The following is a 26152-nucleotide window of genomic DNA, read 5'->3' as shown; positions in this document are numbered from 1 at the left end:
TCCCTTGTCGCGGAGTGCCGTACCCCCACCACCACGACCGGATTGCGATGGTCCATCATGAAGCAACCCCCGCGCCGCCTGAGGCGCCTGCTGGTCGCGGCCGGTGCCGTCGGCGCATTGACCCTCGGCGCGTTGACGGCCCTGCCCACCACCAACGCGATGGCCGCGACCGGCTGTTCCGTGACCTACACGACGAACAGCTGGTCCGGCGGGTTCACCGCGAGCGTCACCGTCACCAACCTCGGTGACCCGGTCAACGGCTGGACGCTCGGCTTCAGCTTCCCCGACAGCGGCCAGCGGCTCACCCAGGGGTGGTCGGCCACCTGGAGCCAGAGCGGCAGCTCCGTGACCGCGCAGAGCATGTCCTGGAACGGTTCGCTCGCCACCGGAGCCAGCACCAACATCGGCTTCAACGGCAGCTTCACCGGCGCCAACCCGTCGCCGAGTTCGTTCAGCCTCAACGGCACGGCGTGCACCGGCTCGACCACGCCGACCACTCCCCCGCCGACCACCACGCCCCCGCCGACGACCCCGCCGCCCACCACGCCCCCGCCCGGTGGGCAGACTCCGGTGGCCATCAACGGGCAACTGCGGGTCTGCGGGGTCAACCTCTGCAACCAGTACGGCCGACCGATCCAACTGCGCGGCATGAGCAGCCACGGCATCCAGTGGTTCGGCAACTGCTACAACAACGCCTCCCTCGACGCCCTCGCCGACGACTGGCGCTCCGACCTGTTCCGCATCGCGATGTACGTGCAGGAGCAGGGCTACGAGACCGACCCGGCCGGCTTCACCAACCGGGTCAACAACCTGGTCGAGGAGGCCACCCGACGCGGGATGTACGCGATGATCGACTTCCACACGCTCACCCCGGGCGACCCGATGTACAACCTGGAGCGGGCCAAGACCTTCTTCGCCACCGTCTCGGCCCGGCACGCCGCGAAGAACAACGTGATCTACGAGATCACCAACGAGCCCAACGGGGTCGCCTGGTCCACCATCAAGAACTACGCCGAGCAGGTCATCCCGGTGATCCGGGCCAACGACCCGGACGCGGTCGTCATCGTCGGCACCCGTGCCTGGTCCTCGCTCGGCGTCTCCGAAGGCGCCAACCACACCGAGATCGTCAACAATCCGGTGAACGCCAGCAACATCATGTATGCGTTCCACTTCTACGCCGCGTCACACAAGGACAACTACCGCGCCGAGGTGGAGCGGGCCGCCGCCAGGCTGCCGCTGTTCGTCACGGAGTTCGGCACGGTGGACTACACCGGTGACGGCGCCGCCGACCTGACCAGCAGCGCCCAGTGGCTCGATCTGCTCGACCGGCTGAAGATCGGTTACGCCAACTGGACCTTCTCCGACAAGGCCGAGGGCAGCGCCGCGTTGCGGCCGGGCACCTGCAACGGCAGCACCTACACCGGCACCTCGGTGCTCACCACCTCCGGGGCGTTCATGCGCGACCGCATCCGCACCCCGGACAACTTCCCCACCAGCTGAGCCGGGCCTCCGCACCAGTGCGGCCCCGGCGGTGAACCGCCGGGGCCGCACTGGTGCGGAGGCCCGGCTCAGGTCGCGTCGGGCAGCGGGCCGATAAGCGAGTCGGCCGGCCCGGCAGAGCCCGCCCGGTACTCCTGCAGCGGCACCGTCCCGGCCTTCCAGGCGGCCAGCACCGGCTCCACGATGCGCCAGCACTCCTCGGCGACATCGGCGCGCACCGACAGGGTCGGATCGCCCTCGAAGGCGCCCCGCAGCACCTCGCCGTACGCGGGCAGGTCGCCGGGGCCGAAGTTCGCCGTCAGGTTCACCTGTTCCAGCTCGAAGGGGTTCCCGGGACCGTTGACGTTGAGATCCAGGCAGAGCCGGTCCGGGCCGAAGCCGATCCGGAGCCGGTCGGGTCGCTCGTAGCCGGTCAGGCCGTCGGGCACCCGGGTCGGCTGCTTGAAGGTGATGATCGCCTCCTTGCGTACGGCGTCCACCGCCTTTCCGGAGCGCAGCCGGAACGGCACTCCCGCCCAGCGCCAGGTGTCCACCGTGACCGCCAGTTCCGCGAGCGTCTCCGTGCCCCGCGCGGGGTCGACGCCGGGCTCGTCCGCGTAGTTCGGCAGCCGCCGCCCGTCGATCTCTCCTGCGGTGTACCGGCCCCGCCGGCTGGCCACCGCCGGGTCGTCACGCCACAGCCGGGTGGCCCGCAGCACCTGCGCCTTGCGTCCCCGCAGCTCCTCGGCGCGCAGCGTCGGCGGCGGATCCATGGCGAGCAGGGCCAGCACCTGGAGCAGGTGGGACTGCACCATGTCCACCAGCGCCCCGGCACCGTCGTAGTAGCCCGCCCGCCCTTCCAGGCCGAGCGTCTCGTCGAAGACGATGTCCACGCAGGCCACGTGCGCGGAGTTGAGTACCGGTTCGAAGATCCGGTTGGCGAAGCGCAGGCCGAGCAGGTTGAGCACCGTCGACTTGCCGAGAAAATGGTCGATCCGGTGGACCTGGTTCTCCGGTACGAGGGTGGCCAGCAGCTCGTTGAGCGAGCGGGCCGAGATCCGATCGACGCCGAAGGGCTTCTCCAGCATCAGCCGGGTGCCAGGGGGCACCCCGATCCGGGCCAGCGCGGCGGCCGATCGGGCGGTCACCAGTGGCGGCAGCGCGAAGAAGATCACCAGCGGCCCGGTGCAGCAGCTCAGCAGCGACCGCAGGTCCTCTTCGCGCGTCACGTCGGCGGGCACGTAGCGCGTCTCACGGACCACCTCGGACTCGACCGGACCCACCGCGCCGACGGCTCCGAAGGAGTCGGCCACCCGGCGCCGCCAGCGCTCGTCGTCCCAGCCGTCCATGCCGCTGCCGATCAGCCGCAACCCGGGCACGGCCCCGGTGGCCAGCAGCCGGCCCAGGCCGGGCAGCAACAACCGCCCGGTCAGGTCACCGCTGGCGCCGAGCACCAGCAGTGTCTGCCGTACGCCGGTGGCGGCGGGTTCTGCGGGGACAGCTGCGGGTGCGCTCGATGCCGGCGTCGTCATGCCACCACCATGCCCTGTCCCGGCGACCGGCAAGCACCGGACCCCGTGGACTCGCCGGCCGTTCGCGCACCGCACCCGGATCCGTGCGGATCGTCACCCCCGTGGTGTCCGGAGTTCCACCGGTCGTGGTGTCGGGCTGGCGAGCCGATCTTCATGTGGCAGTCTGGTCTCACCGTCGGCCGGGGACGAGGCCGGCGGCGTGCCCGAACCTGCGAGGAGACGATCGATCCGATGGCTGCGGACGTCACCAGCACCGACGAGTGGCAGGCCCTGCGCAAGCACGCCGAGGAGATCCGCGGGACGCACCTGCGGGAGCTGTTCGCCACCGATCACGAACGGGGCCGACGGTTGACCGTCGAGGTGGCCGACCTCTACGTCGACTACAGCAAGAACCTGGTCACCGACGAGACGTTGCGCCTGCTGACCGCCCTGGCCGAGCGGGTCGGGCTGACCGAGCGGATCGCCGCGATGTTCGCCGGTGCCCACATCAACGGCACCGAGGATCGCGCGGTGCTGCACACCGCGCTGCGGCTGCCGTCCGACGCCACGCTCACCGTCGACGGGCAGGATGTGGCGGCCGACGTACACGCGGTGCGGCAGCGGATGGCCGAGTTCGCCGAGAAGGTGCGCTCCGGCCAGTGGCGCGGGCACACCGGCGAGCGGATCCGCACCGTGGTCAACATCGGTATCGGCGGCTCCGACCTGGGGCCGGTGATGGCGTACGAGGCGTTGAAGGCGTACCGCGACGGCGGTCTGAGCTGCCGCTTCGTGTCGAACATCGATCCCACCGACATCCACGACACCACCGCCGACCTGGACCCGGCCACCACGTTGTTCGTAGTGGTGTCGAAGACCTTCTCCACGCAGGAGACGCTGGCCAACGCCGAGCAGGCCCGGCGCTGGCTGCTCGCCGGCCTCGACGCCGATGCCGACGCGGTGGCCCGCCACTTCGTCGCGGTCAGCACCAACGCCCAGCGGGTGGCGGACTTCGGCATCGACCCGGCCAACATGTTCGGCTTCTGGGACTGGGTCGGCGGCCGGTACTCGCTGCCCTCGGCGGTGGGCCTGTCGGTGATGCTGTCCATCGGGCCGGCACGCTTCGACGAGATGCTGGCCGGCTACCACGCCGTCGACGAGCACTTCCGTACCGCGCCGCTGGCGGCCAACGCGCCGGTGCTGCTCGGCCTGCTCAACGTCTGGTACACCAACTTCCTGGGCGCGCAGACCCACGCCGTGCTGCCGTACTCGCAGTACCTGCACCGGTTCCCCGCCTACCTGCAACAGCTGACCATGGAGAGCAACGGCAAGTCGGTACGCACCGACGGCCGCCAGGTGTCGTACGACACCGGGGAGATCTTCTGGGGTGAGCCCGGCACCAACGGCCAGCACGCCTTCTACCAGCTGCTGCACCAGGGCACCCGGCTGGTGCCGGCGGACTTCATCGCCTTCAGCGAGCCCAACCACGACATCGGCGACATGCACGACCTGTTCATGTCGAACTTCTTCGCCCAGACCGCGGCGCTGGCCTTCGGCCGGACCGCCGAGCAGGTCGCGGCCGAGGGCACCGCGGCCGATCTCGTGCCGCACCGGGTGATGGTCGGCAACCACCCGACCACGTCGATCGTGGCCGACCGGCTCACCCCGGCCACTCTCGGTCAGCTGGTCGCCCTCTACGAGCACATCGTGCTCACCGAGGGCGCGATCTGGGACATCAACCCGTTCGACCAGTGGGGTGTCGAGCTGGGCAAGGTCATGGCCAACCAGCTCGCGCCGCTGCTCACCGGCGACCGGGCCGACCTGACCGACCTGGACTCCTCCACCGCCGCCCTGATCCGCCGCTACCGCATCCAGCGCCAGCGGGATTGAAATTGATCAACAGCGCGCCGCGGCAGGGTCGAGGCCCGTACCGTCCGAACCCGGAAATCCCGGCCGAGCGCTGCGTGAGCCGTGACTGGTCGGAGCGTTGAGCAGGCAATCACCCGCGTCCACCGCGAGGAGTGGGCGCGGGTGGTCGCCAGCCTCGCGCGCCGTTTCGGCGACCTCGATGTCGCCGAGGAAGCGGCGGCCGAGGCGTTCGTGACGGCCGCGGAGCGGTGGCCGCGCGAGGGCGTACCGCCCAATCCCGGCGGTTGGCTCGCCACCACCGCGACCCGCAAGGCGATCGATCGGCTTCGTCGCGACTCGCAGCGCGACGCCAAGCACCGGGCGGCCCGGATGGTCTACGACGACACCCCGGCTGAGCCGACCGGTCCGATCGAGGACGACCGGCTCAGACTGGTCTTCACCTGCTGCCACCCGGCGCTCGCGATGCAGGCCCGGGTGGCGCTGACGCTGCGCCTGCTCGGCGGCCTCACCGTCGGCGAGATCGCCCGCGCCTTTCTGGTGCCGGAGACGACGATGGCGCGACGGATCACCCGCGCCAAGGCAAAGGTCAAGGCGGCAGGCATCCCCTACCGGGTACCCGAGGCCGACGACATCCACGAACGGCTCGTCGGGGTGCTCGCCGTCGTCTACCTCGTCTTCAACGAGGGCTACCTGCCCAGCCAGGGAGACGACCCGGTACGCGCCGACCTCAGCGACGAGGCGATCCGCCTCGGTCGCCTGCTCCGAACCCTCCTACCGGACGACGGCGAGGTGGCCGGCCTGCTCGCCCTGATGCTGCTCACCGACGCCCGGCGGTCGGCGCGCGTGTCCCGCACCGGGGAACTGGTGACCCTCGACGAGCAGGACCGCGGTGCATGGGATCGCACCCTCGTCGCCGAGGGCCGCGCGCTGGTCCGCGAGCGGATCAGCGCGGTGGCGGGCGGCGGTGACCCACCGGGTCGCTACCAACTGCAGGCCGCGATCAACATGGTCCACATGGACGCCCCGTCCAGCCGGGACACCGACTGGTCCACCATCGTCGCGCTCTACGGCCGCCTGCTGCTGCTCGACCCCTCGCCGATCGTGCGGCTGAACCGGGCGGTCGGGGTCGCCGAGGTCGACGGTCCCGCGGTCGGGCTTGCCGAGATCGACCGACTCGCCGATACCCTCGACGGCTACCACGCCTTCCACGCCGCCCGCGCCGACCTGCTGCGACGGCTCGGACGCGGCGGCGAGTCGCGGGCGGCGTACGACCGGGCCATCGGTCTTGCCGGCAACCCGGCGGAGCGGGCCTACCTCGCCCGCCGCCGCGACCAGCTCGCGGGCTGACCGGGTGAAAAACCTCCTGGCCCAGTGTCGGATGGGCGGCGGGTCGTTCGTGGATCAGGTGACAGGTGGCCGGAGAAGGCCGCCGGGACAAGGGAGCGATGTGATGACGAGGTACTTGATCTCGTTCAACGACGGCGCGATGGACCACATCCCCGACGAGGACTGGCCCGACGTGGGCAAGGCCGCGCACGCGGTGACCCAGGAGGCCGTGAACGCCGGAGTGTTCGTGTTCGGCGCCGGACTGCAGCGGCAGCGGGCGAGCGTCGTCGCCATGGACGGGCTGGTGACCGACGGCCCTTACCCGGAGACCAAGGAGGTCATCGGCGGATTCGTGGTCGTCGACGTGGCCGCCCGCGAGGAGGCGCTGACCTGGGCAGCCAAGATCGCTGTCGCCTGCCGCTGCGCGCAGGAGGTGCGGCACCTCATGCCGGACCCCGAAACCGACGCGATGCTCCGCGAGGCCAGCAGACGAGGCTGACCTGACCACGGCGGATCGCGCTGTGCGGCCCCCGCTGGCACCTTCGTGCTGTGGCTGCCGGCAGCCGGCAGCCGGCAGCCGATCGGACCGGAAACTCCCGGCCGCCGGCCAGCACGCCACTGTGACTGTCATCCAACTGTCATCCAACCGTGCGGTCGACTCCAAGGTCGTTGCGCAAGGTGGTGGTCGATCGAGACGGCGCGTCGGGTCGCCGGCATCAACGACGAAGGAGACCGCTGTGGTGATGCCGTGGCCTTGGCCGATGCCCGACGATCACTCCTTCCGGGCGCTGTGGGACGAGCCGCAGCACCACGACGAGGATGTCCGCCTCGCCGCCCTGGTCGCCCAGCGGCTGAGCGCCGACTGGTCGACCCGCAGGCAGCAGATCACGGTGATGGTGCAGAACCGGGTCGTGATCCTCACCGGCCTGGTCGCCAGCGCCGAGACCCGCCGCGCGGCCGGCGAGTTGGCCTGGGACATCGAAGGCGTGACGGACGTCTGCAACGCGCTACGGCTGGCCGGCCACCGGCGAGGTCGCCGCTGATGAACTTCGGCTCGTCCACGGTGCCCGGCACCGGCGCCGTGGACGAGCCGAACCCGATAAAGGTCGCCTATTGGGACGTGCCCGCAGCCGCGGGGCGGCTCTGGAGGCGGGCGAGCGCGTCGGCGCGGTTGTCCGCGACCGGAAACACCTCGTCCAGCCGGGTCACCTGGAGCACCTGACGGATCAGCGGCGAGGTCGACACCACGCAGAGCAGTGCGCCGCGTTCCGCGGCGCCACGATGAGCGCGGACGAGCAGCCCGAGCGCGGTGGAGTCGAGAAGATCCGTCCGGCCGAGGTCCACCAGGACGTGCCCGCCCATGTCCGCCGCGTGCCCCAACGCCATGCCCAGCGTCTCACCGGTGTCGAGGTCGACATCGCCGGCGACGGTCACCACGGTCACGGCACCGAGGTGCTCGATGCCGAGGATGCCACCGGGTGCGCCGGCAGCGGCGGGGCCGAGTTGGGTGCAGTGCCCGCAGCGGTGCGGGCCGTCGGCCAGCGGGGAACCGCTCCAGCCGTGCTCGGACACCAGCGGCCACACCACCTCCGCGTCGGAGGGCGTCCGCGGCCCGGCAACCGTGTCACCGCAGTTGTCACAGGTCAGGGTGACCAGGTGGTCATCAAGGACGACGGCCATGGCGCGCTCCTTCCCAGGTCGGAGGGGTGGAGGTCCCACCCTGCCGGGGTCAGGTGGCGGGCACCGCGCGGACACGTGACGGTTGGGTGACGAATCGCCTTCCCGCTGCTTGCGGGTCGGATGGGCGACGACGGTGTCGCGTACGTCGTCCGCTTTGAGACGATAGACGTAGAGCGATCAGTTGATCCCTGTGTGCGACGGGAGGTCGAAGGATGCGAAAAGCGCTACCCGCAGACGAGCCGGTCGGCACCCTGGAGGTGGTGCACCGGTTCCGCGGCCCGATGCCCACCGGGGTGACCGTCTCGCACCGTGGTCGGATCTTCGTCAATTTTCCCCGCTGGGGTGACGAGGTGCCCGCAACCGTGGTGGAGCTGCGGCGCGGACGCGAGGTTCCCTATCCCGACCTGCGGTGGAACACACCGTCCGGCGACGACGACCCGTCGGCCTTCGTGTCGGTGCAGAGTGTGGTGGTCGACCCGGCCGACCGGCTCTGGGTGCTCGACACGGGCAGCCCGATGTTCCAACCGACCTCGCCCGGCGGGCCGAAGCTGGTCCGCGTGGACCTGAGGACCGACACGGTCGCCCAGGTGATCACCTTCCCGCCCGAGGTGGTGCTGCCCACGTCGTACCTCAACGACGTGCGCTTCGACCTGCGCCGCGGGGAGGCCGGCCTGGCGTACCTCACCGACTCCGCCGATGGTGCCCCCAACGCCCTCATCGTGGTCGACCTGGCCAGCGGGTCTTCGTGGCGGCGACTCAACGACCACCCGTCCACCAAGGCCGCGCCGCTTGTGGATTTCCGTCCCGTGGTCGAGGGACGCCCGTTCCTGGTCCGGCCCCCGGACGCTCCCCCGCAGCCGGTGGGTGTCGGCGCCGACGGCATCGCGATCTCCGCCGACGGCGCGCGGCTGTACTACTGCGCACTCGCCACCCGCCGCTGGTACAGCGTCGCCACCGACGCCCTGGCCGACCGCGCCCTCGGCGACGCGGAGGTCGCCGCGACGGTGATCGACGAGGGCGACAAGGGCGGCGGCGCCGACGGCCTGGAGTCCGACGACGCCGGCCGGATCTATCTCACCAACTACGAGCACAACGCCGTGCTACGACGCCGGCCCGACGGCGAGTACGAGACCGTGGTGCACGACGCCCGGCTGCTCTGGCCGGACACGCTCAGCGTGGCCACCAACCGGCACCTCTACATCATCGCCAACCAGGTGCACCGGCAGCCACCGTTCAACCGCGGCCGGGACCTGCGACGCAGGCCGTACGCCTTGTTCCGGACCCGCATCGACGCGGGCCCCGTGCTGCTGCGACCGTGACGACCAGCGCGCCTCGATCGGGTGGAAGTGGCACCCGATCGAGGCGGCGCGCCGCACGCCGCACGTAGCGTCGGAGGGAAATGCCCACGAGGTGAGGAGCGGGTCGTGACCGAGCCGGAGGAAGAGCGCGAGAAGAGCGCGAAGACCGACCCGGTGCTGTTCTCCCCGGACGGCGACCCCCATCACAATCCGGCGCAGACGCCGCTACCCGACGAGCACCCGCCGGTGACGTACTCTCACGACGGCGAAACCGACGTGATCGACGGAGAGCAGTAGCGGCTACCCGCCGGCGCGTACCGCGGCGGTCAGTTCGTCGTCGTAGCGGGCCAGGGCACGTCCGTCGGCGGAGTAGGCGATCAGCCGCCCGTGGACCATGGTGGCCGACCGGAACGAGAACGTCCGTACCCCGGGATAGGCGGCCAGCAGCGGGATGCTGCGGGGTGGGCCGCCGGGAGCGGAGTGGTAGTCCAGCCGCGCCACCTGGTCGGAGACCACACCGTTGACGCGCACCTTGGTCTTCTCGCTGCGGGTGCCGAAGGTGACCGGGGCATCGGTGCCGTAGCGGGCGCACTCCACCTGCCCGCGGCAGACGAAGAAGTACCGCGAGTTGACCACGTCCGGGAGGCGGTACGCCTTGAAGGTGGGATCGGCGCCGGCCGGCAACGGCTGCACGGCGAAGAACGCCAGCGCGCCGAGGGACGCGACGCCGACCCGCAGCCACCCGCGCTGGACGGCCCGGGTGGGACGGGTGCGGGCGGTGGTGAGCGCGACCGCGCCGAACCCCGCCACGCAGAGCGCGACGGTGCCGACGGCACGGGCGTTCTCGAAGAGGAACTGCACACCGGGTCGCATCGACACCGGGGCCAGCACCGCGCCCAGCGAGAGCACCATGCTGGTCAGCAGCAGGGCACCGGCGACCCGCCGGGTCACGCCGACGGCACCCACCAGCAGCATCGCGGCCAGGACGGTCCACACCTGGTGGTGGGTCCAGGAGACCGGGGACGCGGCCACGGTGGCGCAGCCGACCAGCACGGCGGCGTGCCCCGGCCGCCCCAGCCGGGACAGCGCCCGCGCGCGGAGCAACGCCAGGGCGCAGATGACGGCCACCAGGGCGGCCCAGACCAGCGGAAGGGACCCCTCGTCCATGCCGATACGAAGCAGCATCCCGTGCACCGACTGGTTGCCCAGCGACGCCAGGTTGCCGATCCGGGAGGTCTGCGTGACCGTGCCCGCCCAGTAGGTCAGGCTCTCGGCGGGCAGGACGGCCAGGGCGAGCGCTCCGCAGCCCACGAAGGCGGCCAGCGCGCGAGCGGCGTCGCGGTACCGGCCGCAGGCCACGAAGTAGAGCACGAACAGCAGCGGCGTCAGTTTGATCGCCGCCGCCACGCCGACAAGCACACCGCGCATCCGTGATGGCGGCGCCATCCCGTCGAGCAGCGCCATCAGCACGATGAAGATGCTCACCTGACCGAACCGCAGGTTGCTCTGCACCGGCGCGGCGATCATGAGCACCGCCGCGACCGCCGCGATGCTGACGGACGCCGAGGTCGTCAGGTGGCTGCCGGCCGTGCCCCGCAGCGGCGGGCCGGTGCGACCCGCGACCAGCGCGCGACCGACGGGTACGGCGATGGCGATTACGGCGGCACAGGTCGCCGCCAGCCAGAGCGCTTCGACCACGCCGAGCGGCACGGTCGTGATCGGCCAGAGGACGAGCGCCGCGAACGGCGGGTACGTGAACGGTCCCCCGTTCGGCGCGACGTACCCGTACAGCGGACGCCCGGCGCGCAGGTCGGTAAGCGCTCCGTGATAGATGTGCAGGTCGGACAGGCGGTCGGGGCGCCGCAGCACCAGCGCGACGGAGACCGCTGCCGCGACCGCGAATCCCACCCACAGCAGCGCCGCCCGACGATCCCGCATGGACAGAGAATAGAGGTACCGGTGACCGCTGGGCGCGAGACTGTTCGCCGCTCGGCGCGGTCCCACCACCGCTCAGCGCGGCTGCGCCACCACGCCTTGTCACCCCTTCGCATCCACGAAGACAATTGTCGATGTTCTGAGAGCCGGACGAGGTAGGGCACCGGGCAGCCCTCGATCGGAACACCACCATGTCCCCTTCCGTCCGGAGGACCTGTTCATGAAGAAGGCGATCCGACTGTGGTGCGCCGCGCTGGCGACCATCGTCCTGACGGCGCTGGCCGCGCTGTCGATCCCGACACCGGCGTCGGCGGCGACGCTGACCGAGGTAACCAACTTCGGTACCAACCCGAGCAACCTGCGCATGTACCTGTACGTACCGGACCGGGTCGCGCCACGGCCGGGCCTGCTGGTCGTGGTCCACTACTGCACCGGCAGCGGGCCCGCGATGTACTCGGGCACCCAGTTCGCACGCCTGGCCGACCAGTACGGCTTCATCGTGATCTACCCGTCGGTGACCCGCAGCAGCCAGTGCTTCGACGTCTACTCGCAGCAGGCGTTGCGTCGCGGTGGCGGCAGCGACCCGGTCGGCATCATGTCGATGGTGGACCACGTCCGGAACCGCTACTCCGTGGACCCGACCCGGATCGCCGCGACGGGCACCTCGTCCGGAGCGATGATGACGAACGTCCTGCTCGGGCTCTACCCGGACGTGTTCCGCGCCGGCGCGGCCTTCGCCGGGGTGCCCTTCGGCTGCTTCGCCACCACCGGCGGCTCGGAGTGGAACAGCGAGTGCGCCAACGGGCAGATCAGCCGCACCCCGCAGCAGTGGGGGGACCTGGTCCGCAACGCCTACCCCGGCTACACCGGGCCCAGACCGCGGATGCAGATCTGGCACGGTACCAACGACGAGATCCTGCGCTACCCGAACTTCGGCGAGCAGATCAAGCAGTGGACCAACCTGCACGGGCTGAGCCAGACCCCGACCTTCACCGACAGCCCGCAGTCCGGCTACACCCGGACCCGGTACGGCGGTTCCGGCGGCAACGCACCGGTCGAGGCGATAAGCATGCAGGGCGTGTCGCACAACCTGCCGGTCGACGCCGCGCAGGCGATCCGCTTCTTCGGGCTCGACGCCGGGCCCCCCACCCCGACGCCGACCAGCCCCACGCCGACGCCCACTCCGACGCCCACGCCCACGCCGACGCCGACGCCGACGCCGACGATCACCCCCACCCCCACCACGCCGCCGACGGTGCCGCCGGGCACGGGCTGCCGGATCGGGTACGCGGTCAACGCCTGGAACACCGGACTGACCGCTTCGGTGACCATCACCAACACCGGCGTCACGGCGGTCAACGGGTGGAACCTGGCGTTCACCCTGCCCCCCGGGCAGAACATCACCAACGGCTGGAACGCGACCTACTCGCCGACCTCAGGGGCGGTGACCGCCCGCAACGTCTCCTACAACAGCACCATCGCCCCCAACGGCTCGGTCACCATCGGCTTCCAGGCCAACCACAGCGGCAACACCGCCAGCCCGCCCTCGTTCACCCTCAACGGCGCTCCCTGCACGGTCAGCTGACCGTCACCCGCTCCACCCGGCCCGGTGTCCGTACGGCTGTCGTCCGTACGGACACCGGGCCGGCAGGATCGACCCGCCTACCGCCATTGGCTTGAGGCCGACAGGAAGATATATTCCTGTCGATGTCAGGAAAGCGCTTGCTCTGCGTCGTTCACTACTCCGGCACGCGCTCCGCCACCGCACCCGCCCCCGGAGGAACCCGCATGCTGTTCAGGACAGGAAGACGAACCCCTCGGCGCTGGCTGGTCACCACCACCACGTTGGCGCTGCTCGGCGCCGGCGTGGTGGTGGCCTCGCCGAGCGCCCAGGCCGCGACGGTCGATCCCAACGCCACCTACGTGTTCGTCAACCGGCACAGCGGCAAGGCGATGGACGTGTGGAACTGGTCCACCGCCGACAATGCCCCGATCAACCAGTACGCCCGCAGCGACGCGGCCGTCCAGCAGTGGCGGTTCGTCGACGTCGGCAGCGGCTACTACCAGGTCCGCTCTGTACACAGCGGCAAGGTCCTCGAACTGCCCAACGCCAACGACGGCGTCCAACTCGTGCAGAACGCCGCGGCCAGCGGCAACACCCGCCAGCACTTCCGCCTCGCCGACTCCGCCGGTGGGTACGTCCGGTTCCTCAACCGACACTCCAACAAGGCCCTCGACGTGTGGGGCTGGTCCACCGCCGACGGCGGCATGATCTCGCAGTACCAGGACCACGACGGCGCCAACCAACAGTGGCAACTGGTCGCCCTGGGAGGCGGCAACGGTAACGGCTGCGGCAGCGGCTCGTTCCAGGCCGAGGCGGTCCTCAACGGCGGCACCTGGACCGCCCGCAACGGCGGCAGCACGGTCTACTCCGGCAGCAGCATGCAGGCCGCCGTGCAGGCGGCGGTGAACAGCCTCAGCGCCGGCCGGACCAGCAAGCAACGAGTCGTGGTACGCGGCTCCGGCTCGATCAGCGCCGGCTCGCGCATCTCCCTGCCGAGCTACACGACGATCGACGTCTGCGGCACGATCAACGTGACCGGTTCCGGCTCCGGTGACCAGGCGCCGATCTACTCGCGCGGCACCACCCAGGTCGAGGTGCAGAACCTCACCGTCACCGGCACGCCCCTCTACGGGATCTTCATGCGCAACGTCACAAACGTGATCCTCGGCCAGATCGACCTGCGGCTCTCCAGCGGGCTGGGGGTACGCATCGACAACCGGGGCGACACCAGCCAGTGGACGCGCAACGTGCGCATCGACAACGTCTACGTCTCCGGCACCAGCACGCACGGCGTCGAGACATACGGCGTGGACGGCCTGACCGTCGGCACCGTGACCGCGCGCAACGTCGGCGGTTCCGGCCTCCTGCTCAACGAGACCATCAACGCGACCGTGACCACTGTCGACGCGGAGAACGCCGGCACCGGCACCGGCTACGCCGCGTTCCGCACCGCCAACCGTGCCGGGCGGATCGGCTCCAGTTACCCGACCAACATCCGGGTCGGCACCGTGCGGGCACGCGGCGGCGGCCGGGGCATCTTCTGCGTCTCCGAATCCGGCGGCGTGGCGGTCAACCGGGTCGACATCGCCAACACCGGCAACAACGCAATCCTGCTCGAGAACTGCTACGGCGTGGACATCGCGGCCGGCGGCGGCACCATCAGCGGCGGCGGAGAGGTTCGGCTGGCGGCGCGGACGGAGTTCCCCGGCAACCGGGACATCACCCTGCGCAACTTCACCCTGGTCAACAGCCGGATCCTGGAAAGCCCCTGCACCACCAACCTGACCATCAGCAACGTCACCCTCAGCAATTCGAGCATCAGCCGCTGCTGACCGTGCCGGGGCCGCCCGCGCCAGCCCGGGCGGCCCCGCCCCACGGCGGTCGGTCAACCGACCACCGGGTGCACGGGGTGCCGGCAGGTCAGGCGACCGATCGGCACGACCGGTCACCGCGGTGGAGCCGGTTGACAGATCATGAGGGCGATCCCAGACTGGCTCGCGTCGATCCCGTCGGCCACCGGTGAGGAGCCTGGATGAAGATCGCCGATGCCCGGGTCATCGTCAGCTGTCCCGGCCGGAACTTCGTCACGTTGAAGCTCGTGACGGACGACGGGGTGACCGGGGTCGGCGACGCCACCCTCACCGGCCGGGAACTCGCGGTCGCGAGCTACCTGACCGAGCACGTCGTCCCGTTGTTGATCGGTCGGGAGGCCGACCGGATCGAGGACACCTGGCAGTACCTGTACCGGGGCGCGTACTGGCGGCGCGGTCCGGTGACGATGAGCGCCATCGCGGCGGTGGACACCGCGCTGTGGGACATCAAGGGCAAGGTGGCCGGGCTACCTGTGTACCAGCTGCTGGGCGGTCGCAGCCGCGACGGGGTCACCGTCTACGGCCACGCGTACGCGCCCACCGTGGACGGCCTGCTCGCCGAGATGGCCCGCCACCTCGACCTCGGGTACCGCGCGATCCGGGTGCAGTGCGGCGTGCCCGGGCTGTCCGACACCTACGGCGTGGCACCGGACGGATCGTCCCACCAGCCGGCGGAGACGGCTGTCCCGGCCGAGACCGTGTGGAGCAGCGAACGGTATCTCACCCACCTGCCGTCGGTCTTCGCCCAGGTACGCAGCGAGTTCGGGCCGGAGGTGAAGCTGCTGCACGACGTGCACCACCGGCTCACCCCGATCGAGGCCGCCCGGCTGGGCAAAGCCCTGGAGCCGTACGCGCTGACCTGGCTGGAGGACCCGGTACCGGCGGAGTTGCAGGAGGGCTTCCGGCTGATCCGCCAGCACACCACCACGCCGATCGCCGTCGGCGAGGTCTTCAACACCATCTGGGACTGCCAGCAGCTCATCACCGAGCAGCTCATCGACTACGTACGGGCCACAGTCGTGCACGCCGGAGGCATCACCCACCTACGCCGCATCTTCGACCTTGCCCACCTGTTCCACGTACGCAGCGGGTCACACGGCACCACCACGCTGTCCCCGGTGTGCCTGGCCGCAGCCCTGCACCTCGACGTCAGCATCCCCAACTTCGGCCTCCAGGAGTACCTGCCGCACACCGAGGCGACCGACGCGGTCTTCCCGCACTCGTACCGCTTCGCCGACGGCTGTCTCCACCCGTCGGAGGAGCCGGGGCTCGGTGTCGACATCGACGAGGAACTCGCGGCACAGCATCCGTACCGCCCGGCGGCGCTGCCGGTGAACCGGTTGGAGGACGGCACCCTGCACAACTGGTGACGTGGCGCTCGGCCTGAAACGCTGAGCCAGGCGGCACCTGGCGCGCCAAGGCCCGGCGCGGACATGTCCGCGCCGGGCCCGGTGTGGTGCTGACGGATCAGCTCCCGGAGCAGGCGAAGCTACCGGATGGCCCGGTACCGGTGCCCTGGAAGCCGAATTCGGCGGTGCCGCCGGCGCCGACGCTACCGTTGTAGCTGACGTTGCGGAACGTCACATTGCCACTGGTACCGCTGGGGTTGGCGTTCCACGTGTTGGTCAACGAGCTACCGCCCGGAAGCCCGATGGTTACCGCCCAGCCGTTCAAACTGCTGGAGCCTGCGGTGACCCGGATCTGAGCGACGAAGCCACCGTTCCACTGGTCCAGCGACGCCACCGATGCGGTGCATCCGGATCCACCGGGCGGCGGGGTGCTCGGTGGCGGGGTGCTCGGCGGCGGGGTGCTCGGCGGCGGAGTGCTCGGCGGCGGAGTCGTCGGCGGCGGGGTGGTGGGCGGCGGGGTGGTCCCGCCCGCGTTCAGGGCTTCGAGCGTCGCGTTGTACGCCTGCTTCTTGTTGCCGTTGTTGTCGAACAGCAGCGGGGTGCCGTAGGAGCGCCACGAGTCGCTGTCCCGGATGCCCCACACGGTGATGCCGTTGCACCGCGGCACCGCAAGGCAGTCCTGGACCACCCGACGGTACGTGTCCGCCTGCTGGGTGCCGGAGCCCTCGATGTCCAGCTCGGTGATCTGCACGTCCACCCCGAGGGCGGCGAAGCTGGACAACGTGGTGCGGTAGTTGCTGTTGTACGCCGACTGGGCGTTGAAGTGCGACTGGAACCCGACGCAGTCGATCGGTACGCCGCGCTGCTTGAAGTCCTGCACCATCCGGTAGACCGCCTGGGTCTTGGCCCAGGTCCAGTTGTCGGTGTTGTAGTCGTTGTAGCAGAGCTTGGCACCCGGGTCGGCCGCCCGGGCGGCCCGGAACGCGGCCTCGATCCAGTCGTTGCCGGTGCGCTGCAGGTTCGAGTCCCGCCGCGCGCCGTTGTTGCCGTCGTCGAATGCCTCGTTCACCACGTCCCACGAGTCGATCTTGCCGCGGTAGTAGGTCGCGACCTGGGTGACGTGGTTGAGCATCGCGTTACGCAACGCGGTGCCCGACATGTTCCGCATCCACTCGGGCTGCTGCGAGTGCCAGGCCAGGGTGTGACCCCGCACCTTCCAACCCCGGGACAGGGCGTGGTTGACGATCCGATCCGCGTTCGTGTAGGTGAACCGCCCCTGCTGCGGCTCGAGCGCGTCGATCTTCATCTCGTTCTCGGCCGTGACCGAGTTGAACTCACGGTTCAGGATGCCGACATAGGTGGAATCGGAGAGCTTGTTCGCCGCCACCGCAGCACCGAAGTAGCGGCCTGACTGCGCGGCAGCCGCCCCCAGGGTGGACTCGGCAGCCTGGGCGCTGGAGGTCACCACAACCATGCTGGTGGCGACGAGGGCGAGACCGGCTGCGGCCGAGACCAGCGCGCCGCGCGGTCGCAGTCGGGTAGCCAGCCGCCCGCTGGCGCGGGCGAGGGCGTTTTTCATGGCATGAGCCTTTCGACGAAGCCGTGCTGATGAGAAGCCGGCCCCGACTACTGCCCAACACGATGGCCCTCCCACGCCGACGCGGTCGCCCGGATGCCGCGTCGGCCGGTGCACTCAGCCGGTCATCGTGAGTAGATCGAGGCTGTTGTATCGAAAACCTTATCGAAACAGATCCGAAAGCTCAACGCGTCGCGGCACTCTTTGACCGTTCGTCCCGGTCACGATCCGACTCCGCTGCCCTCGGCGCGCCATGGGGAACGGGGTCACGCCGGCGAGATCAGGGCCCCCGAAAGTTTCGGCCCATCCGACCGGCCCGCGACTCCGTCGCCGAGCACGTCGGCCAGCCAGCGCAGCTGCCGCCGTACCTGGGTGGCGTCGCCGTGTTCGTGGCCGTTGAACGGGTAGACGTGCATCGTCCGCTCGGGAGGCGGACCACCGACGGTGGCGCCGTAGTGGTTGTAGGCGGCGAACCCGGTGCTCGGGGGGCACACCATGTCCCGCAGCCCGATGCCGAAGTGGACCGGTGCGTTGGCGCGACGGGCGAAGCTGACCCCGTCGACATAGGACAGCGTGCGTCGTACGGCCGGCTCCGCGTCGCGGTTGACCGCGAGGTAGTTGACGATCTCGCCGTAGACGCCGACCTCGGTGATCTCCAGGGCCCGCTGCGGGTGGCAGAGGAACGGCGCGGTGGTGAGCACGGCGGCCAGGTCACCGACCAGCCCGGCGACGGCAAGGGACAGCCCACCGCCCTGGCTGTTGCCGGCGACCACCACCCGGTGTGGGTCGACTCCCGGCAGCGCCCGGGCCGCGTGGACCGCCCGCACCGCGTCGGTGATGAGCCGGCGGTAGTAGTAGCCCTCCGGGGTCATGATGCCGCGGGTCACCGGCGACGGCCCGCCGGGCGCCTCGCCGTGCGGGTCCGGCGTGTCACCCGCGCCGTACTGGCCGGACTGTCCCCTGGCGTCCATCAGCAGGTGGGCGTAGCCGGCAACCGGCCAGATCAGGCGTTCGTGCGGGAGCCCCCGGCCGCGGCCGTAGCCCACGTACTCCACGATCACCGGCAGCGCCTCGTCCACCCCGGCCGGACGGTTGTACCAGGCCCGGATCGGATCGCCGCCGAACCCCGCGAAGGTGACGTCCCAGCTGTCCACCAGGCGCAGGTCGGTCGGTTCCGGCCGGACGTCGAGCAGCACCGGCGACTGCGTCGCCGCATCCAGCGTAGACCGCCAGAACGTGTCGAAATCGGCGGGCTCGGCCACGGCCGGCGTGTACTGCCGTAACTGGTCCAGCGGGAGGTCGAACAGGGGCATGGCTCCTCGCAGCGGGCTCGGTCATGAATGTGGAGGCGGCGCGGTGCTCTCCCGGATCACCAGTTCGGCGACCAGATCTATCCGGCTGGTGGGCAGGGCGTTGCCGCGGGCGAGATCGAGCAGCATCTGGGTAGCGGTGCCGGCCATGTCGCGCAGCGGCTGGTGGACCGTGGTCAGGGCCGGACCGACCCAAGCCGACAGCGGCAGGTTGTCGTAGCCGACCACCGAAACGTCGCCGGGGACGTCGAGGCCGAGCTGCCGGGCCGCCCGTAACACGCCCAACGCCTGCAGGTCGGAGCCGGCGAAGATCGCCGACGGCCGGTCGGACCGGCTGAGCAACTCGATCCCGTGGGTGTAGCCGGCGTCGAGGTGGAAGTTGCCATGACGGATCAGCGTGGCGTCGATCGGAACGCCGAGTTCCTCGTGGGCGCAACGGAAGCCGGCCGTACGGGCCCGGGCGCAGAGCACGTCCCGTGGACCGGAGATGACCGCGATCCGGCGGTGCCCCAGATCCAACAGGTGTCGAGTGGCGATCAGGCCACCGTTCCAGTTGTTCGAGCCGACGGTGGGCACGGAGGCCACGCTGGCGCTGTCGGTGTCGATGACGACCACGGGGATCGACTGGCGCTGCAACTGTTGCCGCTGCTGGTCGGTGAGGTTGCACATGACCAGCAGCACCCCGAGGGGACGCCGGGCGACCGCCGCGTCGACCCAGGACTGCGGCGGCCGGCGGGCGGCACTGAGCTGCGACAGCACCACGTTCACCCCGGTGAGGGCGGCGACCGCCTCGACCCCCCTGATGATCTCCAAAGCCCAGTCGGAGCCGAACTCGTGGAACACCAGGTCGATCTGGCCCTCTCCGGGTGCCCGGCGGGCGCGCCGACGGTAGCGGTGCCGTTGCAGGCTGGCCTCGACCCGCGCCCGGGTCACGGCGGCCACGTCCGAACGTCCGTTGAGAACCTTCGAGACCGTGGCCGAGGAGACACCGACCTCCCGCGCGATGGTCGCGATGGTCGCGGAGCCGAGCGCTGCCGGCGAACGCTTCTCTGCCATCCGATCCTCTGCAACGAGTCCGAAAATTTCGGAGACTGTAGCACGCAGCGGACCGGCAGAGGGTGACCTGAGTCGATGCTGGCTACTCGCGAGGATGAATCCCGGCAATCGCTTACCAGCATGGCAAGTACGGTCTGAACAGTCTTTCCGCGCCCCTTGACATGCCCTGTCGACGCCCTTAGGTTCCCCGACACAGGTGTCCGACTGGTTTCCGAAAATTTCGATAATCGCCGTGTCCCACGGCGGTCGGCGTGGCCTGCCGGGATACCTCCCGGCCCCGGCCGGAGGGGTTCGCATGACAAGTCAGCTGCCCGTCGACGACCGATTGGCGTCCACTCACGCCGATCGGTGGCGTGATCCGAAGCTGCGACCGGACGAACGGGCCGACGCGCTCATCCCGCTGATGTCGCTGGAGGAGAAGCTCGCTCAGCTGGTCGGCCTCTGGGTCGGTGCGAACGCTTCCGGTGAGGGCGTCGCTCCCCACCAGACCGACATGGTCGAGCACATCCCGCCGTGGTCGGAGGCGATCCGGCACGGCCTGGGGCAGCTGACCCGGCCGTTCGGCACCGCGCCGGTCGACCCGGTCCTCGGCGCACGGTCCCTGGCCGCGTCCCAGGCGCAGATCGTCGCGGCGAGCCGGTTCGGTATTCCGGCGCAGGTGCACGAGGAGTGCCTCACCGGCTTCGCCGCCTGGCGGGCGACGGTCTACCCGACACCGCTGAGCTGGGGCGCGGCCTTCGACCCGGAGCTGGTCGAGGAGATGGCCGGGCTGATCGGCCGGTCCATGCGGGCGGCCGGTGTCCATCAGGGACTCGCCCCAGTGCTGGACGTCACCCGCGACTACCGCTGGGGGCGCACCGAGGAGACGATTGCCGAGGATCCCTACCTGGTCGGCACGATCGGCGCGGCGTACGTGCGCGGGTTGGAACGGGCCGGCGTGGTGGCGACGTTGAAGCACTTCGCCGGCTACTCGGCGTCGCGGGGCGGCCGGAACCTGGCACCGACGGCGATGGGCCGTCGGGAACTGGCAGACGTGATCCTCCCACCCTTCGAGATGGCCCTGCGGCTCGGTGGGGCACGGTCGGTGATGAACTCGTACGCCGAGATCGATGGTGTGCCGGCGGCGGCCGACGAGGATCTGCTCACCCGGACGCTGCGTGAGCAGTGGGGCTTCGACGGGGTGCTGGTCGCCGACTACTTCGCCGTCCGGTTCCTGCAGACCCTGCACGGCGTCGCCGCCGACGCCGCGGCGGCGGCCCGGCTGGCGCTGCGGGCCGGCATCGACGTGGAGCTGCCCACCGTGGACGCCTACGGCGCGCCCCTGGCGGCGGCGGTGCGCTCCGGCGAGGTCAGCGAGAGCCTGGTCGACCGGGCACTGCGGCGGGTGCTGATTCAGAAGATCGAGCTGGGTCTGCTCGACGAGGGCTGGGACGAGTTGCCGGCGGACGTCGAGGCGCTGCGCTTCGACGACGAGGCCGGTCAGGCCGTCGCCCTGCGGCTGGCCCGCCAGGCCGTCGTCCTGCTCCGCAACCGGGACGGGCTGTTACCGCTCGCCGATCACCAGCGGATCGCGCTGATCGGGCCGGTCGCGGACGACGCGATGGCCATGCTCGGCTGCTACACGTTCCCGCTGCACGTCGGTGTGCATCACCCCGAGCACGGCACCGGGGTCGAGATCCCGTCCCTGCGCGAGGCGCTCCAGCAGCGGCACCCACAGCTCACCCACGTACCGGGCACCGACATCACCGGTGCCGACACCTCGGGCATCGCCGCGGCGGTCCAGGCGGCCACCGACGCCGACGTCTGCGTGCTGGCCGTCGGCGACCGGGCCGGCATGTTCGGCCGGGGCACCTCCGGCGAGGGCTGCGACGCGGTCGACCTGGAGCTGCCCGGGGTGCAGGCCGAACTGGTACGCGCGGTGCTGGCCACCGGTACCCCGGTCGTGCTGGTGGTCCTCTCCGGCCGCCCGTACGCCCTGGGCGACGCGGTGGACGGCGCGAGCGCCATCGTGCAGGCGTTCTTCCCCGGTCAGCTCGGCGGTCAGGCGTTGGCGGAGATCCTCACCGGCGCGGTGGACCCGTCCGGCAGGCTGCCGGTAAGCGTGCCCCGACACGCCGGTGGGTTGCCCGGCACCTACCTCACCCCCATCCTGGCCCGACGGTCGAAGGTGTCGTCGGTGGACCCGACGCCGGCGTTCCCGTTCGGCCACGGTCTCAGCTACACCACCTTCGAGTGGAGCGACGCCGCGGTGAGCGACGCGCCGGGCGGCGGCACCGGGGACCCGACGCCCTGGCCGGTCGACGGGGAGGTGACCCTCGGCGTCACGGTCCGCAACACCGGCACCCGAGCCGGCACCGAGGTGGTTCAGCTCTACCTGCACGATCCGGTGGCGCAGACCACCCGGCCGGTGGTGCGCCTGATCGGATACGCGCGGGTCCCAGTGGAGCCCGGCGGGGCGGCCCGGGTCAGCTTCACCGTCCCTGCCGACGTCACCTCGTTCACCGGGCTGCACGGCCGGCGAGTGGTCGAGCCCGGCGAGGTGCAACTTCGGCTCAGCCGCTCCAGCGGTGACGTGGTGGCAAGCCTGGCACTGCGGCTGGAGGGCGGCGAGCGCGAGGTCGGTCACCACCGCGAACTGCTGTCCCGGGTACGCGTCGAACCCGTCGCCGGGCCCGCGCCGGAGGGTCGGCCATGAGCAGCGTGACCACCCTGACCCCATCGGCGTCCAGCCCCGACACAACGACACCGAAGCCGCCACGACGGGCCGCCCGGCAGACCTGGCGGCGTGCGCTGCGGCGCGACTGGCAGTTGTACTCGCTGGCGATCCTGCCGCTGCTGTTCTTCCTGATCTTCCGGTACCTGCCGATGCTGGGCAACATCATCGCCTTCCGCCGGTTCCAGCCCGGCGGCAACATTTTCGGTGAGTACTGGGTCGGGCTGCGGTACTTCAAGATGTTCCTGAACGACCCGACGTTCTGGAACGTCTTCACAAACACGCTGGTGCTGGGTGCGCTGACCCTGCTGTTCTGCTTCCCGCTGCCGATCGTGCTGGCGCTGCTGCTCAACGAGGTGCGGGCCCGCAAGCTCAAGCGCTTCGTGCAGTCGGTGTCCTACCTGCCGCACTTCCTGTCCATCGTGATCGTGGCGGCCATCGTCATGCAGTTGCTGTCGATGGACGGCACGGTCAACCAGCTCGTCCGCGCCGGTGGCGGCGAAGCGATCCCGTTCCTGCAACGGCCGGAGTGGTTCCGCACCATCTACGTCTCCTCCGAGGTCTGGCAGACCGTCGGCTGGGGCACGATCCTCTACCTGGCGGCGCTGACCACCATCGACGACGACCTCTACGAAGCGGCCCGCATCGACGGCGCCAACCGGTGGCGGCAGACCTGGCACGTCACGCTGCCGGGCATCCGGCCGACCATGGTGACGCTGCTGATCCTCAACATCGGCGCCTTCATGGCGGTCGGCTTCGAGAAGATCCTGCTGCTGTACAACCCGCTCACCTATCCGACCGCGGACGTGATCTCCACCTACCTGTTCCGGATGGGCTTCCAGTCCAGCAACTTCAGCTACGCCGCCGCGATCGGGCTGTTCGAGGCGGTGATCGGGTTGATCCTGGTCGTCTCGGCAAACCTGATCGCCCGCCGCACGGTGGGGACGAGCCTGTGGTGACCGTCGACACCGCCGAGCGGCCCACCGAGTCCACGCCCCGCCCCCGTCGTCGCGGCATCCAGGAGACCCGGGGCTACCGGGTGTTCCGGGTGGTCAACGGGATCGTCCTGACCCTCGTGGTGATGGTGACGCTCTACCCGTTCGTCAACATCGTGGCCCGCTCGTTGAGCGACGAGGCGTACATCATCGCCGGCCAGGTGAATCTCGTGCCGCGCGGGTTCACCCTGGACACGTACCAGCTGCTGATGTCCGACCCGCTGTTCTGGACGAACTACCGCAACACCGTGTTCTACACGGTCACCGCCACGGTCATCTCGATCGTGATGACCACCTGCTACGCGTACGTGCTGTCGAAGAAGCAGCTCAAGGGCCGCGGGATGCTGGTCGGCATCGCGGTCTTCACCATGTTCTTCACCGGCGGCCTCATCCCCAACTACGTGCTGGTCACCAGCCTGGGCCTGAAGAACAGCGTCTGGGCCATCGCGCTACCCAACGCCATAAACGTGTTCAACCTGTTGGTGATGAAGGCGTTCTTCGAGAGTCTGCCGACGGAGTTGGAGGAGGCCGCCGCCGTCGACGGGCTCAACACGTACGGCATCCTGCTGCGAATCGTGCTGCCGCTGTCGAAGGCCATCGTCGCCACGATGGTGCTCTTCTACGCGGTGGCCTTCTGGAACTCCTGGTTCGCGGCGTTCCTCTACATGGACCGGCAGGAGCTGTGGCCGGTCACCGTGTACCTGCGCAACCTGATCGCCGGTGCCACCGGCGCGGAGAACGTCGGGTCGATCACCGAGGCCAACGAGGTACAGGCCGAGGCGACGCTCAAGGCCGTGACCATCGTGCTCACCACTCTGCCGATCCTCCTGGTCTATCCCTTCGTCCAGCGGTATTTCGTCCGGGGCATCATGCTCGGCGCGGTAAAGGGCTGACCAGAAGAAACACCCCTCTCACCACCGAGTTGAAAGGATCCCGCCATGTTCCGCAGATCGTGGCGTCACGCGGCGGCGGCTGCTGCCGTGCTGCTAGCCCTCAGCAGCGTCACCGCCTGTGGCGACGACCCGTCCGACAGCGAGGACCTGTCGGAGAACCGGGCCGGCGCGATGGAGAACTACACCGCCGGTACCCAGTTCAAGGCCACCGAACCACTCTCCTTCTCCGTCCTCTACAACAACCACCCGAACTATCCGCTCAAGGAGGACTGGCTGTTCTGGACGGAGTTGAAGTCCCGGACGAACGTCAGCCTCGACAAGGTCGCCGTGCCGCTGAGCGACTACAACCAGAAGCGCAGCCTGCTCATCGGTGCCGGCGACGCACCGCTGCTGATCCCGAAGACCTATCCGCCGGACGTGCACGCGTACGTCTCCTCGGGGGCGATCCTGCCGGTCAGCGACTACCTCGATCTGATGCCGAACTTCAAGGACAAGATCGAGAAGTGGAATCTCAAGGCTGAGATCGACACGCTGCGCCAGCAGGACGGCAAGTACTACCTGCTGCCCGGCCTGCACGAGAAGCCCTGGCACGAGTACTCCCTGGCGGTCCGCACCGACATCCTCGAAGAGCTGAACCTCCAGGTCCCGAAGACCTGGGACGAGGTCTACACCATGCTCAAGGCGATGAAGGCGGCGTACCCGGACGTCTACCCGTTCTCCGACCGGTTCAGCCAGCCCAACCCGGCCGGTAACCTGCTCAACATGCTGGCCGCGTCGTACGGCCTGGAGGGCGCGGGTTGGAACTTCCAGCACGTCACCTGGAACGCCCAGGCGCAGCAGTTCGAGTACACCGGCGCCACCGAGCAGTACAAGCAGATGTTGCAGTACCTCAACAAGCTGGTGGCGGAGAAGCTGCTCGACCCGGAGAGCTTCACCCAGACCGACGATCTGGCCCGGCAGAAGCTCGCCAACAGCAAGTCCTTCGTGATCAGCAGCAACGCCCAGACGCTGGTAAACGACTACCGACCGGACCTGGCGGCGACCAACCCGAAGGCGAAGATCACCAAGATCCCGCTGCCGATCGGCCCGGCCGGCGAGATCAACCCGGCCAGCCGACTCGAGAACGGCATGATGATCTCCTCGAAGGCCCGGGAGAGCAAGAACTTCGTGGCCATGATGCAGTTCGTCGACTGGCTCTGGTACTCCGACGCGGGCCAGGAGTTCGCCAAGTGGGGCGTCGAGGGCACCACCTTCGTCAGGGACGCCGCCGGCAAGCCCACCCTCGCGCCGGAGGTCGACATGATCGGCCTGAACCCGGGTGCACCGAAGCACCTGCAGAAGGACTTCGGCTTCGGCAACGGCGTCTTCTCCTACGGCGGCAAGCCCGAGCTGGTGCAGGGGTTCTTCTCGCCCGAGGAGCAGGAGTTCCAGCAGGTGATGAACGCCCGCGCTCCGAAGACGGTGCCGCCGCCGTACCCGCTCAACGACGAGGAACGCGAGCAGGTGTCGCTCTGGGAGACCCCGCTGAAGGACCACGTCTACCAGGCCACGCTCCAGTTCGTTCTCGGGCAGCGTGACTTCGCCGAATGGGACGCGTACGTGGCGGAGCTGAAGAGCAAGAACATGGACGCCTACCTGGAGATGGTCAACGGGGCGCACAAGCGCTTCCAGGAGAAGAACTAGCAGACCTGCCCGGTCCGGTCGTGTCGGCGCGACCGGACCGGGCACCT

20 protein-coding genes are annotated in these 26152 nt (G+C 69.8%); 14 read left to right on the top strand and 6 right to left on the bottom strand.

The features are described from left to right. Positions 1-57: 57 nt before the first annotated feature. Positions 58-1500, top strand: coding sequence for a cellulase family glycosylhydrolase (locus tag ACFY2A_RS19355; protein WP_387173272.1), 1443 nt, complete (start codon positions 58-60; stop codon positions 1498-1500). 68 nt (positions 1501-1568) lie between these two features. Here ACFY2A_RS19355 and ACFY2A_RS19350 read toward each other — a convergent pair whose 3' ends face one another. Beyond that, complete coding sequence (locus tag ACFY2A_RS19350) at positions 1569-3011, bottom strand: glucose-6-phosphate dehydrogenase (RefSeq protein WP_387173270.1); 1443 nt, start codon at positions 3009-3011, stop codon at positions 1569-1571. Between the two features lie 231 nt (positions 3012-3242). Between ACFY2A_RS19350 and pgi the strand changes: the two genes are divergently transcribed. From pgi to ACFY2A_RS19330, 4 genes are all read left to right on the top strand, one after another. Beyond that, on the top strand, positions 3243-4877 hold the full coding sequence (gene pgi / locus ACFY2A_RS19345) for a glucose-6-phosphate isomerase (protein ID WP_387173267.1): 1635 nt from the start codon (positions 3243-3245) through the stop codon (positions 4875-4877). A 141-nt stretch (positions 4878-5018) separates the two neighbouring features. Further along, the gene (locus tag ACFY2A_RS19340) at positions 5019-6203 is read left to right on the top strand and encodes an RNA polymerase sigma factor (protein ID WP_387173265.1); all 1185 of its coding nucleotides are present in this window, start codon (positions 5019-5021) and stop codon (positions 6201-6203) included. A 103-nt stretch (positions 6204-6306) separates the two neighbouring features. Next, complete coding sequence (locus ACFY2A_RS19335) at positions 6307-6681, top strand: YciI family protein (RefSeq protein ID WP_387173263.1); 375 nt, start codon at positions 6307-6309, stop codon at positions 6679-6681. Positions 6682-6925: 244 nt separating this feature from the next. Beyond that, entirely contained in the window at positions 6926-7225 is a 300-nt protein-coding gene (locus ACFY2A_RS19330; protein ID WP_093407153.1) for a BON domain-containing protein, read from the top strand. A 67-nt stretch (positions 7226-7292) separates the two neighbouring features. On the opposite strand, the gene ACFY2A_RS19325 is transcribed toward ACFY2A_RS19330, so the two are convergent. Then, the gene (locus tag ACFY2A_RS19325; protein ID WP_387173261.1) at positions 7293-7862 is read right to left on the bottom strand and encodes an STAS domain-containing protein; all 570 of its coding nucleotides are present in this window, start codon (positions 7860-7862) and stop codon (positions 7293-7295) included. A 212-nt stretch (positions 7863-8074) separates the two neighbouring features. Here ACFY2A_RS19325 and ACFY2A_RS19320 point away from each other — a divergent pair, with 212 nt between their 5' ends. Beyond that, the gene (locus tag ACFY2A_RS19320; protein WP_387173259.1) at positions 8075-9181 is read left to right on the top strand and encodes an L-dopachrome tautomerase-related protein; all 1107 of its coding nucleotides are present in this window, start codon (positions 8075-8077) and stop codon (positions 9179-9181) included. Between the two features lie 105 nt (positions 9182-9286). Next, positions 9287-9457, top strand: coding sequence for a hypothetical protein (locus ACFY2A_RS19315; protein ID WP_199172109.1), 171 nt, complete (start codon positions 9287-9289; stop codon positions 9455-9457). A gap of 3 nt (positions 9458-9460) precedes the next feature. Here ACFY2A_RS19315 and ACFY2A_RS19310 read toward each other — a convergent pair whose 3' ends face one another. Next, the gene (locus ACFY2A_RS19310) at positions 9461-11098 is read right to left on the bottom strand and encodes a glycosyltransferase 87 family protein (protein ID WP_387173257.1); all 1638 of its coding nucleotides are present in this window, start codon (positions 11096-11098) and stop codon (positions 9461-9463) included. 217 nt (positions 11099-11315) lie between these two features. Between ACFY2A_RS19310 and ACFY2A_RS19305 the strand changes: the two genes are divergently transcribed. The 3 genes from ACFY2A_RS19305 (at position 11316) to manD (ending at position 15900) form a co-directional block, all read left to right on the top strand. Then, a complete protein-coding gene (locus ACFY2A_RS19305) occupies positions 11316-12680 on the top strand; it encodes a PHB depolymerase family esterase (RefSeq protein WP_387173255.1) in 1365 nt (454 codons plus the stop codon). A 203-nt stretch (positions 12681-12883) separates the two neighbouring features. After that, positions 12884-14491, top strand: coding sequence for an RICIN domain-containing protein (locus tag ACFY2A_RS19300; protein WP_387173253.1), 1608 nt, complete (start codon positions 12884-12886; stop codon positions 14489-14491). 200 nt (positions 14492-14691) lie between these two features. Continuing rightward, on the top strand, positions 14692-15900 hold the full coding sequence (manD, locus tag ACFY2A_RS19295; protein WP_363925329.1) for a D-mannonate dehydratase ManD: 1209 nt from the start codon (positions 14692-14694) through the stop codon (positions 15898-15900). Positions 15901-15997: 97 nt separating this feature from the next. Here manD and ACFY2A_RS19290 read toward each other — a convergent pair whose 3' ends face one another. The 3 genes from ACFY2A_RS19290 to ACFY2A_RS19280 form a co-directional block, all read right to left on the bottom strand. Next, positions 15998-17458 (bottom strand): endo-1,4-beta-xylanase, encoded by a 1461-nt coding sequence (locus ACFY2A_RS19290; protein ID WP_387173249.1) that lies wholly within the window; start codon positions 17456-17458, stop codon positions 15998-16000. A 263-nt stretch (positions 17459-17721) separates the two neighbouring features. After that, positions 17722-18768 (bottom strand): acetylxylan esterase, encoded by a 1047-nt coding sequence (locus tag ACFY2A_RS19285; protein ID WP_387173247.1) that lies wholly within the window; start codon positions 18766-18768, stop codon positions 17722-17724. Positions 18769-18789: 21 nt separating this feature from the next. Next, positions 18790-19821: a substrate-binding domain-containing protein gene (locus tag ACFY2A_RS19280; RefSeq protein ID WP_363925681.1), complete on the bottom strand. Its 1032-nt coding sequence runs from the start codon at positions 19819-19821 to the stop codon at positions 18790-18792. Between the two features lie 295 nt (positions 19822-20116). Here ACFY2A_RS19280 and ACFY2A_RS19275 point away from each other — a divergent pair, with 295 nt between their 5' ends. The 4 genes from ACFY2A_RS19275 to ACFY2A_RS19260 are packed head-to-tail and all read left to right on the top strand — an operon-like array spanning position 20117 to position 26105. Further along, positions 20117-22516 (top strand): glycoside hydrolase family 3 N-terminal domain-containing protein, encoded by a 2400-nt coding sequence (locus ACFY2A_RS19275; protein ID WP_387173245.1) that lies wholly within the window; start codon positions 20117-20119, stop codon positions 22514-22516. Continuing rightward, positions 22513-23493 carry an ABC transporter permease gene (locus ACFY2A_RS19270; protein WP_387173243.1) on the top strand — a complete coding sequence of 327 codons (981 nt, stop codon included), beginning with the start codon at positions 22513-22515 and terminating at the stop codon, positions 23491-23493. Before ACFY2A_RS19275 ends, ACFY2A_RS19270 begins: the two co-directional genes overlap by 4 nt. Continuing rightward, entirely contained in the window at positions 23490-24422 is a 933-nt protein-coding gene (locus ACFY2A_RS19265) for a carbohydrate ABC transporter permease (protein WP_363925684.1), read from the top strand. The genes ACFY2A_RS19270 and ACFY2A_RS19265 overlap by 4 nt, the downstream gene beginning before the upstream one ends. Before the next feature lie 45 nt (positions 24423-24467). After that, positions 24468-26105, top strand: a complete 1638-nt coding sequence (locus ACFY2A_RS19260; protein WP_387173240.1) for an extracellular solute-binding protein — start codon at positions 24468-24470, stop codon at positions 26103-26105. Positions 26106-26152: the final 47 nt, after the last annotated feature.

This window comes from Micromonospora sp. NPDC000442 (assembly GCF_042898635.1).
In the GTDB taxonomy this organism is placed as follows: domain Bacteria; phylum Actinomycetota; class Actinomycetes; order Mycobacteriales; family Micromonosporaceae; genus Micromonospora.
This window is presented reverse-complemented; position numbering and strand designations above follow the sequence as displayed.

Excerpts from the sequence above, each read along its gene's own strand:
- ACFY2A_RS19325 (WP_387173261.1), bottom strand. The coding sequence starts at position 7,862 with ATGGCCGTCGTCCTTGATGACCACCTGGTCACCCTGACCTGTGACAAC.
- ACFY2A_RS19310 (WP_387173257.1), bottom strand. The coding sequence starts at position 11,098 with ATGCGGGATCGTCGGGCGGCGCTGCTGTGGGTGGGATTCGCGGTCGCG.
- ACFY2A_RS19305 (WP_387173255.1), top strand. The coding sequence starts at position 11,316 with ATGAAGAAGGCGATCCGACTGTGGTGCGCCGCGCTGGCGACCATCGTC.
- ACFY2A_RS19350 (WP_387173270.1), bottom strand. The coding sequence starts at position 3,011 with ATGACGACGCCGGCATCGAGCGCACCCGCAGCTGTCCCCGCAGAACCC.
- ACFY2A_RS19280 (WP_363925681.1), bottom strand. The coding sequence starts at position 19,821 with ATGGCAGAGAAGCGTTCGCCGGCAGCGCTCGGCTCCGCGACCATCGCG.
- ACFY2A_RS19330 (WP_093407153.1), top strand. The coding sequence starts at position 6,926 with ATGCCGTGGCCTTGGCCGATGCCCGACGATCACTCCTTCCGGGCGCTG.
- ACFY2A_RS19300 (WP_387173253.1), top strand. The coding sequence starts at position 12,884 with ATGCTGTTCAGGACAGGAAGACGAACCCCTCGGCGCTGGCTGGTCACC.
- pgi (WP_387173267.1), top strand. The coding sequence starts at position 3,243 with ATGGCTGCGGACGTCACCAGCACCGACGAGTGGCAGGCCCTGCGCAAG.
- manD (WP_363925329.1), top strand. The coding sequence starts at position 14,692 with ATGAAGATCGCCGATGCCCGGGTCATCGTCAGCTGTCCCGGCCGGAAC.
- ACFY2A_RS19355 (WP_387173272.1), top strand. The coding sequence starts at position 58 with ATGAAGCAACCCCCGCGCCGCCTGAGGCGCCTGCTGGTCGCGGCCGGT.
- ACFY2A_RS19285 (WP_387173247.1), bottom strand. The coding sequence starts at position 18,768 with ATGCCCCTGTTCGACCTCCCGCTGGACCAGTTACGGCAGTACACGCCG.
- ACFY2A_RS19335 (WP_387173263.1), top strand. The coding sequence starts at position 6,307 with ATGACGAGGTACTTGATCTCGTTCAACGACGGCGCGATGGACCACATC.
- ACFY2A_RS19290 (WP_387173249.1), bottom strand. The coding sequence starts at position 17,458 with ATGAAAAACGCCCTCGCCCGCGCCAGCGGGCGGCTGGCTACCCGACTG.
- ACFY2A_RS19275 (WP_387173245.1), top strand. The coding sequence starts at position 20,117 with ATGACAAGTCAGCTGCCCGTCGACGACCGATTGGCGTCCACTCACGCC.
- ACFY2A_RS19270 (WP_387173243.1), top strand. The coding sequence starts at position 22,513 with ATGAGCAGCGTGACCACCCTGACCCCATCGGCGTCCAGCCCCGACACA.
- ACFY2A_RS19260 (WP_387173240.1), top strand. The coding sequence starts at position 24,468 with ATGTTCCGCAGATCGTGGCGTCACGCGGCGGCGGCTGCTGCCGTGCTG.
- ACFY2A_RS19320 (WP_387173259.1), top strand. The coding sequence starts at position 8,075 with ATGCGAAAAGCGCTACCCGCAGACGAGCCGGTCGGCACCCTGGAGGTG.